General features: G+C 54.0%; 12 protein-coding genes. 6 read left to right on the top strand and 6 right to left on the bottom strand.

The window, feature by feature from the left end; genetic code table 11:
* The first annotated feature begins 18 nt into the window (after nucleotides 1-18).
* Both JMJ04_RS03710 and JMJ04_RS03705 read left to right on the top strand, forming a co-directional pair.
* Nucleotides 19-2,421, top strand: coding sequence for a DUF2298 domain-containing protein (locus tag JMJ04_RS03710; RefSeq protein WP_201369211.1), 2,403 nt, complete (start codon nucleotides 19-21; stop codon nucleotides 2,419-2,421).
* 70 nt (nucleotides 2,422-2,491) lie between these two features.
* Complete coding sequence (locus JMJ04_RS03705; RefSeq protein WP_201369210.1) at nucleotides 2,492-5,029, top strand: flippase activity-associated protein Agl23; 2,538 nt, start codon at nucleotides 2,492-2,494, stop codon at nucleotides 5,027-5,029.
* Nucleotides 5,030-5,138: 109 nt separating this feature from the next.
* Here the strand turns inward: JMJ04_RS03705 and JMJ04_RS03700 are convergent, their stop codons facing one another.
* From JMJ04_RS03700 to JMJ04_RS03690, 3 genes are all read right to left on the bottom strand, one after another.
* Nucleotides 5,139-5,750, bottom strand: a complete 612-nt coding sequence (locus JMJ04_RS03700; protein ID WP_201369209.1) for a hypothetical protein — start codon at nucleotides 5,748-5,750, stop codon at nucleotides 5,139-5,141.
* 332 nt (nucleotides 5,751-6,082) lie between these two features.
* The gene (locus JMJ04_RS03695) at nucleotides 6,083-7,210 is read right to left on the bottom strand and encodes an aminotransferase-like domain-containing protein (RefSeq protein WP_201369208.1); all 1,128 of its coding nucleotides are present in this window, start codon (nucleotides 7,208-7,210) and stop codon (nucleotides 6,083-6,085) included.
* 35 nt (nucleotides 7,211-7,245) lie between these two features.
* Complete coding sequence (locus JMJ04_RS03690) at nucleotides 7,246-8,193, bottom strand: quinone oxidoreductase family protein (protein ID WP_201369207.1); 948 nt, start codon at nucleotides 8,191-8,193, stop codon at nucleotides 7,246-7,248.
* 260 nt (nucleotides 8,194-8,453) lie between these two features.
* Between JMJ04_RS03690 and JMJ04_RS03685 the strand changes: the two genes are divergently transcribed.
* Entirely contained in the window at nucleotides 8,454-8,906 is a 453-nt protein-coding gene (locus JMJ04_RS03685) for a VOC family protein (protein ID WP_201369206.1), read from the top strand.
* Between the two features lie 320 nt (nucleotides 8,907-9,226).
* A complete protein-coding gene (locus tag JMJ04_RS03680) occupies nucleotides 9,227-9,832 on the top strand; it encodes a GtrA family protein (protein ID WP_201369205.1) in 606 nt (201 codons plus the stop codon).
* Between the two features lie 193 nt (nucleotides 9,833-10,025).
* Here JMJ04_RS03680 and glgP read toward each other — a convergent pair whose 3' ends face one another.
* Both glgP and JMJ04_RS03670 read right to left on the bottom strand, forming a co-directional pair.
* On the bottom strand, nucleotides 10,026-12,581 hold the full coding sequence (gene glgP, locus JMJ04_RS03675; RefSeq protein ID WP_201369204.1) for an alpha-glucan family phosphorylase: 2,556 nt from the start codon (nucleotides 12,579-12,581) through the stop codon (nucleotides 10,026-10,028).
* Nucleotides 12,582-12,981: 400 nt separating this feature from the next.
* Nucleotides 12,982-13,635: a CGNR zinc finger domain-containing protein gene (locus tag JMJ04_RS03670; protein ID WP_201369203.1), complete on the bottom strand. Its 654-nt coding sequence runs from the start codon at nucleotides 13,633-13,635 to the stop codon at nucleotides 12,982-12,984.
* Nucleotides 13,636-13,787: 152 nt separating this feature from the next.
* Between JMJ04_RS03670 and JMJ04_RS03665 the strand changes: the two genes are divergently transcribed.
* Together JMJ04_RS03665 and JMJ04_RS03660 are read left to right on the top strand one after the other, a co-directional pair.
* Nucleotides 13,788-14,246: a VOC family protein gene (locus JMJ04_RS03665; RefSeq protein ID WP_201369202.1), complete on the top strand. Its 459-nt coding sequence runs from the start codon at nucleotides 13,788-13,790 to the stop codon at nucleotides 14,244-14,246.
* 41 nt (nucleotides 14,247-14,287) lie between these two features.
* Nucleotides 14,288-15,211, top strand: a complete 924-nt coding sequence (locus tag JMJ04_RS03660) for a pyridoxamine 5'-phosphate oxidase family protein (RefSeq protein WP_201369201.1) — start codon at nucleotides 14,288-14,290, stop codon at nucleotides 15,209-15,211.
* 88 nt (nucleotides 15,212-15,299) lie between these two features.
* Here the strand turns inward: JMJ04_RS03660 and JMJ04_RS03655 are convergent, their stop codons facing one another.
* Entirely contained in the window at nucleotides 15,300-15,992 is a 693-nt protein-coding gene (locus JMJ04_RS03655; protein WP_201369200.1) for a LuxR C-terminal-related transcriptional regulator, read from the bottom strand.
* Between the last annotated feature and the right edge of the window lie 236 nt (nucleotides 15,993-16,228).

The raw sequence follows: 16,228 nt of genomic DNA, 5'->3' as shown, positions 1-16,228 counted from the left end.
TATTCAGGTTGAGAAGTTATGCTGGAATTATTACAGATGTGGGCGCTGATTGAGGTTATCGGTCTGATCGGTTTCCCACTCGCTTTGATGGTCTTTCATAATTTGCCCGATCGGGGCTGGGCATTTAGTAAGTCGCTGGGAGCGATTGTCTTTGTATTTTGTGCCTGGTGTCCGCTGATGTGGCTGCGTTTTTTGCCCTATACTCGGCTCTTTCTGCTGGGGGTGCTGTGTATTCTCGCGGCGCTGGCGCTATTTGGCTGGAGGAAGGCATATCACGAGGTTGGCAAGGTCCTGCGTGTGAACCTGGGATATGTGATAGCGACCGAGATTATTTTTCTGGGAATGATGTGCCTGCTGGGATGGGTACGCTCCTTTGGTCCTGAGATTCGGGGCTGGGAGATGTTTATGGATGAAGGTTTCCTGGCATCTATTCTGCGCAGCGAGCATCTCCCGCCAGCTGATATGTGGTATGCTGGCTCGCTCATCAACTACTACTATTACGCGCACTTTTTTATCGCGACGCTGGCGAAACTGCTCAATCAACCCTCCTATGTTGCTTTTAATACGGGTATCTGCCTGCTCTTTGGCTTAACCGGCCTCAATTTCTTTGGCGTGACCTGCAATATCGTGGCCTGGGCGCGTTACCTACGCAGCAAGGTGTATGCAGGGGGAACTGTCTCACAGGAGCATCCCTCGACAGTGTATCCGCCGCTGGCGGGTGGCATTGTCTTTGGCTTGCTCACGATTGTGATGGCCCTGCTTATGGGCAACCTGGCCGCGACACAGTTATGGTGGCAGAACCATGGCATGGTAACGACCACGTTTGACCAGGCCTACACCTTCTGGGTTGGCCCCTCGCGGGTCATTAATAAGACGATCAATGAGTTTCCCGCCTTTAGCTTTCTCCTGTCCTGCTTTCATGCGCATGTGCTGGCCTTTGCCTTTACCGTGCTGGGGATTGGCGCCGTTTTTAATCTCTTTTTAGAGCCTACAGGGCGCGGTTTAAACGTCTTTGGCGAGAGCTGGCGGCTGGTACTGACCCTTGTTTGCACCGCCTTGATCCTGGGTGGGCTCTTCTTGATGAATGGGTGGGATTATCCAACCTATGTGGGTCTTTGCCTGGCTTGTATCGCGCTTCAACAATGGCTTACCTACCAGCGGAACTTTTCATGGGTGTTGGTCGTCGATATCGTTGTGGCCTGTGTCTCGCTTGTTGTGTTGACATTTCTGTTGTATCTGCCCTTTTTTATCACGTTTGTCTCGCCAGCGCAGGGCGTGGGGCTGGTGAAGCCGGAAGATCGCTCTGCGCTTGGTAGCGAGTGGCTTATTTACGGTATTTTCGCCTTTGTGGTGCTCTCGTTTCTCTTTGCCAGCGCGTTAAAGCGTCCACTGCTGGACCTAGCGGAGCTGTATCCGCAGGAGACACCCTCCTGGTTGACGCTGAGTAATTCACGCTTTGCCTGGTGGCTCGTGGCCTTTGTCCTGGTAGTCGGCCTGCTGGTGCTGGTGCTGATGCCTAAGAGCGCCACACTACTGGTGGCGGCGGGTATTGCGCTGGCGGCGTTTCTGCTCGCGCTCTATCACCTGGGAGACCGCGCCCATGCCTACCCGCTTTTGTTAGGGGCCTTAGCCTTTCTGCTCATCGCAGGCTGTGAAGTCTTCTTCCTGCGTGATGTCTTTGCGGACCAGGACCCGCGCATGAACACAGTCTTTAAATTCTATTTTCAAGCCTGGGCGTTGCTCTCAATTGCCTCGGGTGCTGGCTTATACTTTCTCTGGCAGAGTTTTCGCCCTGTAAAAGTTGGCGCACTTGTGGCATACTGGTGGCAAATGGCTGGAGTCGTGGGCTGGTATGCGTTATTGCTGCTCTTCCTATTGTCTGGCATGCTCTATCCTTTGCAGGCGCCCTATGCGCGTTATGGACCAGGAAAATTTCCCTCGCCGAGTGGTATGTTGGCCTCAACGGGAAGCTTAAATGGGCTTGATTACTTACGGAGCGATCCAACGTATCCGGGCGACTATGATGCTATTCTCTGGCTCAACACGCATGTGCAGGGGAACCCTGGCATCGTGGAGGCGGTTGGCGGCGATTATTCCGAATATGGGCGTGTCTCCATCTTTACCGGCCTGTCGAGCCCGATCAACTGGCCTGGGCATGAACTGCAATGGCGGGTGACAATGTTGCATACAGCGCAGAACTCGGAGGATTTCAACCAGCGGCAAACGGCGGTTGACCTGATCTACCAGGATCCTGATAAGAAGATAGTCCTGCAAAATATGGCGCGTTACAACATCCAGTACCTATACGTTGGGCCTTTAGAGTATCGAAAGTACCAGGCGGCTGATCTCCATCGTTTTGCCGCTTTTATGCAAATTGTCTATAATGCGAATGGTGTGACCATTTACAAAGTCAACGTGTAATCACGGGTTGAAATAGATTAAACATACTTGAGTGACTGCTTATGTTAAGCCGTGCAAGGAGGAAGAGTCTTTGAAGCGACCAGATACTGACACTCGTCGAGATGAGCACATCCCCCAGCCGACGATCCCAGATGAACAAACACAGCTGGAACCGCCTGAGGAGGCTCTGGGCGAAGGGCGAGCTGAAACGCAGCCCGAGGCTCTGGATCCGGCATTGCCCCTGGAATTATCCCATGCAGAAGTACCAGGGGCCGGTGGAGAGCGTGCCGCAAGCGCGCAGGAGCAAGAGCATGCGCTTGTAGCGACACGAGAGGTGGCACCATCGGAGCGTGAGTCCCAAACGCTTGAGGAGGAACAGCCCTCATTTGAGGCAGAGGCCTATGCAGAGAAATTACAGCCGTCTGGCCAGGGCTTTACCTTCAAACTTCCCTCGCGCGAACAGGTAATCGCCTGGGCGCCTTTTCTCGGCCTAGTCTTGCTGGGCGCTATCCTGCGTTTCTGGAACCTGGGCGATAAGCCTCTGCATCACGACGAAAGCTTGCACGCTTACTACTCGCTGATGTTGATGCACAACATGGAGAATTGGCTGAGTTGCTTTAGCCCCACCAGCAGTTGTTATCATTATGATCCGCTGTTGCATGGCCCCTTCCAGTTCCATGCCATTGCCCTGGTGTACAAGATATGCCAGTTACTGGGCTTTTCGGACAATGGCGTAAATACCACAACGGTACGCATCGCCGCCGCGACCCTGGGGACGGTGATCGTTGGTTTACCTTTCTTTATTCGCGATTATCTGGGAAAATATGGGGCGTTGCTGGCCTCTTTCTTGCTGGCGATCTCACCCAGCCTGGTGTATTTCTCGCGTTTCGCGCGCGAAGATATCTACATGGCCTGTTTTACCCTGCTCCTGGTGGTCTCGATGGCGCGCTACTGCCGTGATCGCTCGCTGAAATGGTTGATCACTGGCTCGGTTGCCTTTGCGCTCTCTTACGCTACCAAGGAGGCGACCTTCCTCACGGTGGCGATCCTGGGTAGCTTCTTTGTGGGCCTGGTCGTCTGGGATATCGCCGTGCGTTTCCCATTTGCGCAGGACATACCCGAGGGTGCGCCAAAGGCCGCAAAATTCCTGCCCCGAACGTGGGCGCCCCTGGCGTTGCTGGTTCTGGCCGTTGTGGTTGCGCCGGTGGCTCTGACCTTCTTCCATTACATGCACGTTGTCTCGCTCTATATTAATGATCCCAAGACGCAGCCACTGGCGAATAATTTTGTGGCCAATCTGAAAAACATCACGGTTGCGATTGTGCCCTGGCTGGGCATTGCGCTGGGCATTTATGTGCTTGTCATTCTGATGCTGGAATACTTCGAGAAACTGCCTGTCTACGACGGGCGTCGTCGGGGCGTGGCGAAGTCTGTTGATCCTGTGCGTCAGCCCTTGCTTGACGTGGTTACGACGATGCCCTGGATGCACTGGGTCTTTGCTATCCTATGTGGCTGGGCGGTCTTCTTGATCCTGTTTACGGTCCTCTTTACCAATATCCGTGGTGGCATTGGGGATGGCATCTGGCAGGGTTTGTATTACTGGTTGCAGCAGCAGCAGGTGGCTCGTGGCGAGCAGCCCTGGTACTACTACTTTATGCTGATCCCGCTGTATGAGCAGATCGGCCTGGTCTTTGGTCTCGTGGGGGTGGTACGCTGCCTCCGGCGCCCATCGCGCTTCCGCCTCTTTCTGGTGTACTGGTTTGTGGGTAGCGTCTTCATCTATTCCTGGGCGGGCGAGAAGATGCCCTGGCTGATGATCCATATGACGATGCCGATGATGCTACTGGCCGCGCTCGGCTTGCAGCCAGCGGTGGTGACGGTTATGGACTGGGCGTGCCAGCGCTTGAACGCGCGGGCAAGCACTCCCGTGGGTGCTTCTCGCCCTCTGTCTTCGGGACGGGCCTTTGGCTCTATTGCAGTCCTCGTGCTCGCGCTACTGTTGCTCGTGCCAACGCTCCAGAATATGTTCCAGGTCACATATGTGCATGCCGCCGATGGTCCGCACGAAATGATGGTGTATGTGCAGACGACCTTTGACGTCAATAAAGTGATGGCGAAGGTTGACGCTGTGGATAACAAGCTGTATCACGGTGAGAAAAAACTGCCGGTTAGCGTGGTGAGCGATGCGACCTGGCCCTTTGCCTGGTACCTGCGCGATTATCACCAGACAACCTTCTTGAACATCGATTCGCAGAATGTCTGCCCTCCGCTCTCGACCAACGCGCCTGTGGTGATTGTCGGCGGTGACTGCCTGGCGACCTATAAAACGCTCTACAAGAACCAGTACGTGGTCTCGACTTACCATATGCGTACCTGGTGGGACGAGGGGTATAAGCCGCTCCCTTGTGTTCCAACAAACACGAATAACTGCGCCGGTCAGCCAACCTGGGGAGGCGTTGGACCCCTGCTCTGGCTTAGCTATGGCGATACGCCACCAGCGCACGCGCAGTTTAACCTGGGGAGCGCGGCCTCCCATGTCTGGAACTGGTGGTGGTACCGCCAGGCGATTGGTAGCACCGATGGCTCATATGACATGGCCATTTTGGTCCGCAAGGACCTGGCTACATAAGTGAGCTGCCCGACGCTGCTGAAGCACGCGTCTACGTATGATGGGACCATTATGTGTAGATGCGTGCTTCAGCAGCGTCGGGCCACATATGGCTTCCTATTGCACACTACTAGAGAGTGAGTGGTTTGAGGAGTTGATATTGTTTGGCGGCAACGATGGCCTGCTCCAGGATAAAGCTGATGACTGGGAGCAGGCGTGGGTGTGGCATCTCCTGGAAGAGAAGGGTGACTGCCATGGAGAAGGGAATCTTGCTTTTGCTCGATCCACCCTGCCCTTTAGCTGCTGGTAGAAGGGCGCCATGGCTCATAAAGTAGCAGGACCAGTAACTGAGATGATTGTAGTGTAGAGCCTGGGTCTGTTGGGGTGGAAAAAAGGCATCAATGCTCTGGGGCATGAGACCACGCCGTTCGAGGAAGATTCGTTCTATGGCCTCCGCCATCTGGGGATTGACGACGATCTCTTGCGAGAGGAAGGGGTTTTGAAAGACCATCATGCGTAGCTCCAGGTAGAGTTGTCCTGTCGTCGTGCGGTGATGACCAACCCAGAATTGAGTGACCTGAATATGGAAGTAGTGGATGAGCGCCTCCCCCAACCATTGCAGGAGTTCATCAAAGTGCGTGACCTCGGCTGCGACCAGCGGGAGGCGAGTGAGTATGGCTCGCTGATACTGGTGCAGGCGTATCCCATCATGCCTGTAGGCGAAACCCTCTGGATTGTTCACAAAACCCTCCGCACATGCGTCTATTTCTTGTATAAATACCTTTGAGGTGTGATCGCTAATTCATTGCTTATAACTATATACGAGAATAGAGCAACTGTGTCAATATTATAAAGTCGCATTTCACAATATTAACGATTATTTAATATTGTAGTGTCGCGCTTCAAACCGTTTTTATGGGACTGAGTAGCGTGGTAGGTGTAGTCTATGCCTGTTCTGCATGTAAGAAGAGCGTTGATGAAAAGGAAGCAAACAGGAATGTATGAGAAGACTGTAATGGATAGGGAGAGGTGGTAGCAGAGAGCCTGCGAACAGGCCCTCTGCTTGAAATTGGCTTAGGCGCGCACCAATTCGGCGAGGCGTTGCATCCCGGCCTCAATCTCTTGAGGTGTGAGGGCGCAGAAGGGGAGCCGCACAAAGCGGTCACCGGTATGGGACTGGTTGGCCTGGGCGTTCAGGTGGTCCGCGAAGAAGCCGTTCCCATCAGTGAGCAAGAGCCCTTGCTCTTTGGCACGCTGGAGCAAGTGCTGGTAGTTACTCTCCTGGGGCAGGGTGATGCTGACAAAGAAACCACCCTCGGGCTCAGCAAAGTCAATACCCGGCAGGTAGGTCTTGATGGCGGAGATCATCGCCTGCAAACGTGGGGCATAGAGCTGCTTCAGGCTCTCCAGGTTGCGCTCGAAGTGACCGCGCTTATGAAACTCCAGTACAGCGGCCTGCGTAGGAAGCACCGGGGCGAGAGTCGTATCTTCGGCCAGCGCGATGAGTGGCTTGACGATATCGCGTGGGCCGATGAGATAGCCGACACGGATTCCGGGACTGATGAGCTTGCTGTATGAGCTGACAGTAATGGTGCGTTCGGGGTTGAGTTCGCGCAGTAGTGGCAGCGTTTCGCCACTGTAGCGCAACGTGCGGTAAGGCACATCCTCAACCAGGTAGAAACCATGCTTCTCCGCCAGTTGCGCCAGGGCCTGGCGTTTCTCGCGGGAGGTCGTCACACCAGCGGGATTCTGGAAATCGGGCACAATATACATAAAGCGAGGCGTATAGCGAGCCAGGGCCTCTTCCAGGGCCGTAATATCGACGCCATCGAGCGCGAGCGGAATACCGATCACTTTGGCGCCACGACGGCGAAAGGTCTTGATGGCCCTATCATAGCTGGGCTGCTCGGTAAAGACGACTTCTCCGGGCTGGACCAGTTGAGCGGTAAGCATATCTTGCAGGTGTAGCGAGCCATTGCCAATGAGTACCTGGTCGATGTCTACCTGATACTGTTCCGCGAGCAATTGTTTGAGGGGCACATAGCCACCGTTATGCCCATACTGGAGCACAGCTTTTCCGTCTGGACCCGCGAGAACCGCTTGCAGGCACTCGCTAAAGAGGGTCGTTGGCAAGGCCTCGAGCGCGGGCACGCCTCGTGTAAATGAAATATTGTTACTGATGGACGAAGTGGTCTTCTGCATGCGTTCACAAACTCCTTTGCATGTTTCAGGTCGAACTACGTATGTCGCAGCACAATTTTCCCTTGCACCTGGCCTGAGGCAAGCAATGCATGAGCCTGAGCTGCCTGTTCAATAGGGAGGACACGCGCGATCAATGGGGTAAATGCCTTGTCCGCAATGAGCTGGAGAATATTCTGCTCGTCGCGTGGCGCGGCACGTAGCTGTCCGCCACCGATGACCATTAAGCGCTTGAGGCGCCAGGTCTGTGTGTCGACGGTGCTCTCCTTGCCCCCTAGGTTGCCGATCAAGACGACACGCCCATTAGGTGCGCATGCTGTAATGCTCTGCTTTAACGTTGAGCCGACTAGTTCTATAACGAGCTGGACCCCGCCGAGCTTTTGTAGCTCCGCGCCTACGTCCTGCTGTTGGTGGTTGATGACCAGGTCTGCGCCAAGCTTGCGCAGTTCCTCTGCCCGTTCCGTCGAACTGGCGGTGGTGGCGACCCAGGCCCCCCGCTGTTTGGCGAGCTGAATCGCCGCGGTTCCAACGCCGCTGGAGCCTGCCCAGATAAGGACCCGCTCACCGGCTTGTAGCTTTCCCAGGTCGAAGAGGCTACCCCAGGCGGTTGAGGCGGCGAGGCCAGCGGCGGCGGCCTCTTCGAAGCTCACCCCTGCTGGCAGGCGGGCCAGGTGGTTGGCGGGAACCACGATCTTAGAGGCATATCCACCGCCTCCCGTGGCCTCGGCGGCGCGAGTGGTCAATACATGCTCTCCTGCATGGAAGCCATGGGTATCCGCGAGCACGATCCCTGCGGCTTCCAGTCCGGGAGTAAAGGGCAGGTGTGGGACAGGACGACTGCCATCACGTTGGAAGAGATCCAGGCGGTTGACCGTCGTAGCTTTGACCTCGATCAGTACCTGGCCGGTTGCTGGTGTTGGATCCGCTACTTCCTGGACTTCAAGGACTTCTGGCTCACCATAGCGAGCGAAACATACTGCCTTCATCCTTGTTGTTTGCCTTTCTAGCACACGGAGTTGCAACAGAGTTCTTCGTTGAAGTGTTGGCTTTACACATGTGTGGGAGTATTCGCAACTATTATACCGCACTTTCTCCGTGGATGCTGAATAAGACTATGCCTATTTACTCTTGCTTTTAGAACAAATGTTTTATATAATAGAGAGGCCGACGTGAGAATAGTAAGGTAGGCATGGTTTGTAGCAGTTTTATGAGCGGTTGCTCATTGGTTGGTTAGGGATCATCACATATGCAACTAGTAACATCACTTTCCCTCATTTCTATCCTGGTGCAGGACCAGGATACCGCGCTTGAGTTTTATACCGATATTATGGGGCTGGAGAAGTGCCTGGATATTACCTATGCTCCAGGTCTACGCTTGGTAACTGTGGCCCCCAGGGGGCAGCGAAAGCCGCAACTGGCGCTGGCGAAGCCGGGTATTTATCATGATGAAGCCTGGATGCAGGATGTGTTGAGGCGTATGGATCCGCGCAACCCTTGGATGTTTGCCACAAACAATTGTGGCGAAACCTATGAAAAATTGATTGCCCGAGGCGTGCATTTTCTTCAGGTTCCTACCAGGCAACTTTATGGAATCGAGGCACGTTTTACTGATCCTGATGAGAATATGTTTGCACTATTAGAGCCTTTTCCCGAGGCACGCTCACTCTGCCTGGCTCGCTGTATTGGGACAGCAGCCTGATTTCTCGCGCCTGCGCGCTCGCTTAAAGAAGTACTGTGCGCATCCTGACCTGGCTGCCGCAGGCAGCCAGGTCAGGATGCGCACAGTACTTATCAGAAATAAAAGGTAATGCTAACAGTGCACTACAGATGGCTTCTTGATTCTCCTGATCCTCGCTGAAAATCCCACAGGTTTAAAATGCTTCTGGAGAACACCAGCGCCCGGTAGTACTCATGGGGGGGCTATCTTTCGTGTGTTACTTTGGTCGAGGATTGGCCGTCTTGCATTCGTGAACAGAACATCCTGTGCAACGATTCTATGCAAGATTTTTGGAGATACGTATGTCGTTAAGTAACCTGGAAGAAGTCTCTGTAGAGTCGGTTCTCCTTGAGGAGCCAGCTGCATCTGTAGTGCCTGCCACCCCTACCGACGTTCCTACACGTTCCTACCATCCCTATTCCTGGAGCGTTGCGAACCGTGTGTTGGATGTCGTCGATACCCTAACCGGCGGTCGCGCTGGCATGCTCCAGCGTTTGAGCAGTTACGTCGTTATTGGTGGTTTCGCGGCAGTTGTCAATCTGATTGTGTATTATATTGTTTATCACTTTGTTCCAGTGCCAGGAACGGATACGGTGCATCTGGTGGTTGCTTTCCTCTGTGCGACCGAAATTTCTATCATGGCCAACTTTGTCCCCAATGACTACTTTACCTTCCGGCATGTCGCGGGAGGTCGCCAACGTTCGTGGCTCCAGCGCTGCCTGCGCTTCCAGCTGACTTGCATTAGTGGCAGCGCGCTGACCGCCTTGATTCAATTTGGCCTCGTTTACCTGGTGCATGTCTGGCCGCTGTTCGCCCAGGCTTCCGCGCTGATTATTGTGCTGTTCTACAACTTTACTGTTCATCATCTGTTTACCTATCGCCATGTAAAGACTGCGAAAACGCTCTAATCGTTAGTCTGTAAGCAGAAGAACCAAGTTACGCGAAAGACAAACTCTCTCCTGGGGTGGAGGATATGTGGTTGACCGGAATATGCTAATGAATGCTATGTAACAGAAGAAAAAGATAAGCAAGCGAGAGGCTGCTCACATCATTGTGGACAGCCTCTCGCTTGTTCTACTTTATTGGGAGGCAGACCTTCTATCAGGCCCAGCGAATCAGGCCCATCTCGTACTTGCCTTTGAGCAGGGGATGGGTGGGGACGACGCGGACATTATAGGCAATACTCCCGCTATCCTCCGGTTGCAGATGCGCCTCAAAGCGATAGGCTCCGTCTTGTTCGCGCTTGCTATACTCCATGGGAATGGTGTGCTGGGGGATGGCCAGTTCGTCTCTTGTCTCGCCATAGACCAGCTCAACGCTGATATCCTCGGGGGCCAGGTTATTGAGGCGTACCCAGGCCTTGACGATAATGCCTTCACCCAGGCTGAGCTGCCCCTCGCGCTGGCCCTGGACATAGAGCTGGACGCCGTCCCAGTACTTCTGAACGCGCTCCTTCCAGGTTGCCAGGGCGCGTACCTCTTCATACGAGTTCTCGCCGACCTGGACGCTCTGCTCTATTTCTGGAACATAGTAGCGCTGGGTATATTCCTTCACCATGCGACGCATGCTGTATTGGGGTGTGCAGGTACGAATAGCCTCTTTCATGGCACCTACCCAGCGGTGAGGCACGCCCGACTCGCCACGTTCGAAGAAGGAGGGAACTACTTCCTCTTCCAGCAGGCGATAGAGGGCAATACTATCGGCCTCCGCCTGAATCTCCTGGTCATGATATTCGCGCTCCTCGCCAATGGCCCAGCCATTCTCACCATTAAAGCCCTCGGCCCACCAGCCATCGAGGATACTACAATTGGGCTGTCCATTGAGGGCGGCCTTCTGACCACTGGTGCCGCTGGCCTCGTAGGGGCGAATGGGTGTGTTCAGCCAGAGATCAGTGCCCGACACCAGGTAGCGCGCCATATCGATATCGTAGTTCTCCAGGAAGACGATCTTGCCCTTGAACTCTGGACTGCGAGAGGCGCGATAGATCTGCTCAATCAGCGCCTTGCCTGGATCGTCCGCGGGATGGGCCTTGCCCGCGAAGACAATCTGCACCGGGCGCTCAGGATTATTGAGCAAGCGCTTGAGGCGTTCGATATCGCGGAAGAGGAGCGCCGCGCGCTTATAGGTGGCGAAGCGGCGCGCAAAGCCAATGATAAAGGCGTTGGGGTCCAGGAAGTGCTCGAACTCGTCAATCTGAAGTGAGCCTTCGCCCAGGCGTAGATGCTGCTGCTTCAGGCGCTCACGCGCGTAATTGATTAGCAGCTCCTTGCGTGTAGCGTGAACCTTCCAGAGTTCATCATCGGGGAGCATATCGATGCGCTTGTCCCAGAACGCAGGATCATCGACGTAGCGTCCCCAATCGGGATCGAGGTAGCGCCGGAAGAGCGTGTTGATCTCGGGCGCGATCCAGGAGAAGGTGTGGACGCCGTTGGTGATATAGTCTATGGGTACCTCGTCCACGTCCAGCCCGGGCCAGAGGAACTGCCACATCTTGCGTGAGACTGCGCCATGTAGCTTACTGACGCCATTATGCTGTCCCGTAAGCTTGAGGGCTAGCACCGTCATACCATAGGTCGAGCCCCAGCCGTGATCCTCGCGGGCGACCTCCATAAACTGGTCGCGGTTGAGCTTGAGCAGGCTCCAGTAGGAGCTGAAGTACTTATCGACCAGGTCATAGTTAAAGGTATCATTGCCAGCCGGCACTGGTGTATGCGTGGTAAAGAGCGAGTTTGCGGTAACGACCTCGCGCGCCTCATGAAAAGTTAGCCCCTGCGCTACCAGTTCACGACAGCGCTCCAGGCTGAGGAAGGCGGCATGGCCTTCGTTGAGGTGCCAGGCCGCGGGCGAGATGCCCAGGGCGCGGAGGGCGCGTACGCCGCCAATACCCAGCACGATCTCCTGTGAGATGCGCATCTCGCGATCGCCTGCGTAGAGACGCGCCGAAAGTTCGCGATCATGGGGCGCGTTTGGATCGACGTCCGTATCCATCAGGTACAGGGGCACACGGCCAACCATGAGCTTCCAAACCTTGGCATAGATGCGTCTGCCAGGCAGGTCAACGCTGATGACCACCTCATTGCCGTCAGGCCCAACCGCGGGGGTCGCGGGCGCCTCGGAGAAGTGCAGCTTTTCATAGAGCGCCTCTTGCACACCATCGCGAGTAACGTGTTGGATGAAGTATCCTTGTGGATAGAGGAAGCCCACGCCCACAAATGGCAGACCCAGGTCGCTTGCCTCTTTACAGTGATCACCCGAGAGAATACCCAGGCCACCGGAGTAAATGGGGAGTGACTCATGCAGCCCAAACTCCGCGGAGAAATAGGCAATTGTCTTATCTTGCAGGTGTGGATAGTTCTGCGAGAACCAGGTCTCGTCCTGGCGTGGGTGCATGTAGTGATCGAAGTCATTGATGACGCTGTCGTAGCGTTCCAGGTACTGGCTGTTTGTGGCGGCTTGCTCTAGTTTCTGTGGCTCCGCCTCGCTCAAAAAGCGTACCGGATTATGCCCAACCTGTTCCCAGAGTTCTGGATCAAGCGAACTATACAGCTCGCGAGCCTCGGGATGCCAGCTCCACCAGAGATTGTACGCCAACTCATAGAGGCGACTGATACGAGATGGCATAATGGGAAAGACCGTTATGCGACCGTAGACTTTCACAGGTCTAGACTTCCTTTCTTCTCGCGGACGAAGGACATATGCAACGCTTGCGCAATCATTTTCTGCCATGTACAGGTGTGAAGCAGGGCGCCTGCCACATCAGGAGTGTTTGTTTACCTCTTATTATAATCACATGTGGGCGCGCCGCGCTTGAATAAGCAGTGCTCCCGACGATGTCTCCTCTCAACCAGGTATGGCAAATCCTGCGAAAAAGAGAAAAGATGCATATGTCTCTCAACCCTCTACCAACACCGGAGGGGTGTATGTGTATGAGGACCCACTTTGGGGTGAGTACTCATGTATCAATGTATTTCAGTATGAATAATGGGTGTGCGTATTTCCAGTATACAAAAAAACAGCACAAAATAAAAAGGTTCTCTAGCAATTTTTTATACCTTTACTAAAGCTCCCTTTTTCCTCTTTTGCCTGCTGCTTGTTGTTGCTTGGCCTCTCGGTAGCGTTGGGCAGAGCGGGCCCTATCCATACATCCCAGGCTACACCAACGACGCGTCGCGCTTTTTGTTGTGTCATAGAAAAAGAGAATGCAACGCTCATTCTCACAGTGATGCAGGCGTTTTCTCTCTCCCTGGCTGATGAGGCGCGAGGCCGAAAGGGCAATGGGCAAGAGCATCAAGCCTTGCGTGGGATCCGTGGTGTGCGTTCTGGGGGCCAACTCTCCCTGCTCGGTGAGGTCCAACGATGTATAGCCCGTTCGCAGAATCGCATTGAGGATGGCCACGTCCTCCTTCTCTGGCATGCTTCCTGTTACAAGCGCGTTAAAGATGGCTCGCAGGGCCGCGCGCAACGTTTTGAGGGCATTGAGCAATGCCGTATCATACATAATTGGCTCTTCGCTCTCTCTGCGCACCTCGTCGAATTCAGGATGGCGTTGACATGTCTCTTGCCACCAGCGAGCCACATCCTGGGATGTCATCAGCAGATCGCCTCGTTTCCCGCGTGTCATGACCTCTGTATTTACCAGGCTGAGCGCCAGATTCTCACCATCAACGAGAAATGGCGTCTCATATTGAGTTCTCCCTTTTTCCTCAAGCATACACAATTTCCTCCTTGCTCTATTATCCAACACTATTGGACTATTGACAAGGACAATTTTTCAGGGTACACTCAAATTATCCAACTCAAACATTATTTAGACATGGATATTTTTAAAAGTTTGCGTACCATGTTGCTTCAGGAGGAATCGCAATGTCTACTGTTACCCCGGCACTTCAGACGGGTCATATTGGACTTAATGTCAGCGATATCGAGCAATCGAAACGTTTTTATCAAACCGTCTTTGGCTTCTTTGTAACCTGGGAGTCACAGGAGCCAGGCCGTCGTTGTGCGTTTCTCGGCGATGGCCAGCGGCTGGTCTTGACCCTGTGGGAGCAGAGCCGGGGAGCCTTTGCGAAAGACCGCCCTGGTCTTCATCACCTTTCATTTAAAGTCAATGATATTGCGGAAGTGCGTGTCTTCGAGGCTCGGCTCAAGAGTCTTGATGCCCATTTTTTGTATGAAAGTGTTGTGTCTCATGGCGAGGGGCAAGATTCGGGCGGTATCTTCTTCACTGATCCTGATGGCATTCGCCTGGAAATCTATAGTCCCAGCGGGGCCAGTGAGAACCCAGCCCCTACGGCCTCAGCTCCTACCTGCGGCTTCTTTTAGTCTTTGCCTTGTTGTCATCCCTCTGTGAAGGAGATTAGTGTATGCTGGATTATCATGCAGGAGAGCTTGAGGTGCAGGGGCTGGCGGGAGTACCGCCCAGGGCATCTCGCGTGAACAAAAGCCTTCGCCCCACGTTGCCGCCTATTGCGCAGACATTTCTGCATGAGCAATGTATGGCTGTTCTGAGCACTACTGATAGCGAAGGGCGTGTCTGGGCGTCGATACTCGCTGGAGAGCCTGGCTTCCTTAAGACACCCGATGAACAGACCGTAAAGATCAGCGCGGCTCCTGGCCCTTTTGATCCACTCTCAAAGAATCTCCAGATCGGAGGGGCAATTGGAATGATCATGATCGACTTCGCGACGCGCAGGCGTATGAGGGTCAATGGGCGGATAAAAAGTGTACAGGGGGAGATTGTGGTACACACGGAACAGGTTTACTCCAACTGTCCTAAATACATTCAAGCCCGCGTGTTGCCAGGTGCGAATACGAATGAGCCCCCATTGCCCGCTCCTCTTACACCGCAGCTTTCTCCAGAGACAGTCTGCAACGCAGCGTTGACTAGTGAGCAACGCACATGGATAGAGCGGGCAGATACTTTCTTTATCGCAAGCAGTCATCGCGAGGGCGGCTCTGATGTCTCGCATCGCGGGGGGACTCCAGGCTTTGTACAGGTTGAGAATGCAACGCGGCTGGTGTTTCCAGATTACTCGGGCAACAGGATGTTCCAGACTCTGGGTAATATCAGCGTAGAACCACAGACTGGCTTGCTCTTCCTTGACTTTAAGAGCGGAGATACGCTCCAACTCACTGGTAAAGCGCAGGTAATCTGGGAGAAAGAACGCATAGCCGCTTTTGCTGGCGCCGAGCGCCTGGTAGAGTTTAGTATTGAAGAGGTCATCGAGACGAAAGGAGCTGTTCCGCTGCACTGGCAACTGGTAGAGTACTCCCCGTTCCTACCTTAAAAGAGCGCACAGGAAAGGAGGGTGGTTTGACTTCCAAGTGGATCTTTGGAATGGGCCGCCCTTCTTGTTCCTGTGCTCTGGTTGAAAGCTAGCTTTCGTTGTTAATCTTGATCCAGCCGTGGCGGAGCGCGTGTACAACTGCCGCTGTACGGTCACTCACCGAGAGCTTCTTCAAGATAGAGGTGATATGGTTTTTCACCGTTTGATCGCTGATCTTCAATGACTTGGCTATCTCTTTGTTGCTATTTCCCCGTGCGATATAGTCGAGAATTTCGACCTCGCGGCTTGAAAGGGGCGAATAGCTATCCTTGGGGGTACCCTCTTCCTTCTCCACGGTTAATTCATGGAATGATCTGAGGACGCGGCTGGCAAGCTGCGGTTTGGAGAGGACATCATCGTTAATCAGGTATTCGCCCTGACTGACTTTACGCACGGCATCGACAAGCTCTTCGCTTGTGATGTTGCGTGTGTAGTATGCGGCTGCACCAACCTTGATGGACTGAAATAGGCGTTCCTCGTCCTCGGAGGGCGTAAGCATAATGATGGCCGTCCGTGGAGCAAGATGACGCGTCTGCCGGGCTATCTCGAGTGGATCAGAGGAAGTGAGACCTGCATCGATAAGGGCGACATCAGCGGTATTCGTGCGGATAATATCCAGCACTTCTGTGGCGTCGGTCGACTCTCCAATAATTTCGCAGTTGCCCATCCTTTGGAGGGTGGCGCGAATACCCTCGCGGAACAGGGGTTGTTCATCAATAATGATGACACGTATCGTTTCCATGCAAATCCTTCATCGAAGAGCAGCAGACAGCGTGGGGGGGCACCACCGCGACACTGCCTACACTCTTAATATTGCAAAAACTCCTAAATCACGGCACTGGCTAAAAGAGCCTCTTTAAACCAGTAATATGGTCCCTGTGGTGACAGGGGAAAGTACTATTACCTTTGGTGTGCCCATTATACACACAAAACGTCCTGGGAACAATTGGTTAGGGACAAAAATTTTGTTTGCATTAC

It is taken from the genome of Ktedonobacter robiniae, assembly GCF_016587375.1.
GTDB lineage: Bacteria > Chloroflexota > Ktedonobacteria > Ktedonobacterales > Ktedonobacteraceae > Ktedonobacter > Ktedonobacter robiniae.
This window is presented reverse-complemented; position numbering and strand designations above follow the sequence as displayed.

Bases quoted from the DNA above. Each gene is read 5' to 3' on its own strand.
- JMJ04_RS03710 (WP_201369211.1), top strand. From the start codon at position 19: ATGCTGGAATTATTACAGATGTGGGCGCTGATTGAGGTTATCGGTCTG.
- JMJ04_RS03695 (WP_201369208.1), bottom strand. From the start codon at position 7,210: ATGCAGAAGACCACTTCGTCCATCAGTAACAATATTTCATTTACACGA.
- JMJ04_RS03690 (WP_201369207.1), bottom strand. From the start codon at position 8,193: ATGAAGGCAGTATGTTTCGCTCGCTATGGTGAGCCAGAAGTCCTTGAA.
- JMJ04_RS03685 (WP_201369206.1), top strand. From the start codon at position 8,454: ATGCAACTAGTAACATCACTTTCCCTCATTTCTATCCTGGTGCAGGAC.
- JMJ04_RS03680 (WP_201369205.1), top strand. From the start codon at position 9,227: ATGTCGTTAAGTAACCTGGAAGAAGTCTCTGTAGAGTCGGTTCTCCTT.
- JMJ04_RS03670 (WP_201369203.1), bottom strand. From the start codon at position 13,635: ATGCTTGAGGAAAAAGGGAGAACTCAATATGAGACGCCATTTCTCGTT.
- JMJ04_RS03665 (WP_201369202.1), top strand. From the start codon at position 13,788: ATGTCTACTGTTACCCCGGCACTTCAGACGGGTCATATTGGACTTAAT.
- JMJ04_RS03660 (WP_201369201.1), top strand. From the start codon at position 14,288: ATGCTGGATTATCATGCAGGAGAGCTTGAGGTGCAGGGGCTGGCGGGA.
- JMJ04_RS03655 (WP_201369200.1), bottom strand. From the start codon at position 15,992: ATGGAAACGATACGTGTCATCATTATTGATGAACAACCCCTGTTCCGC.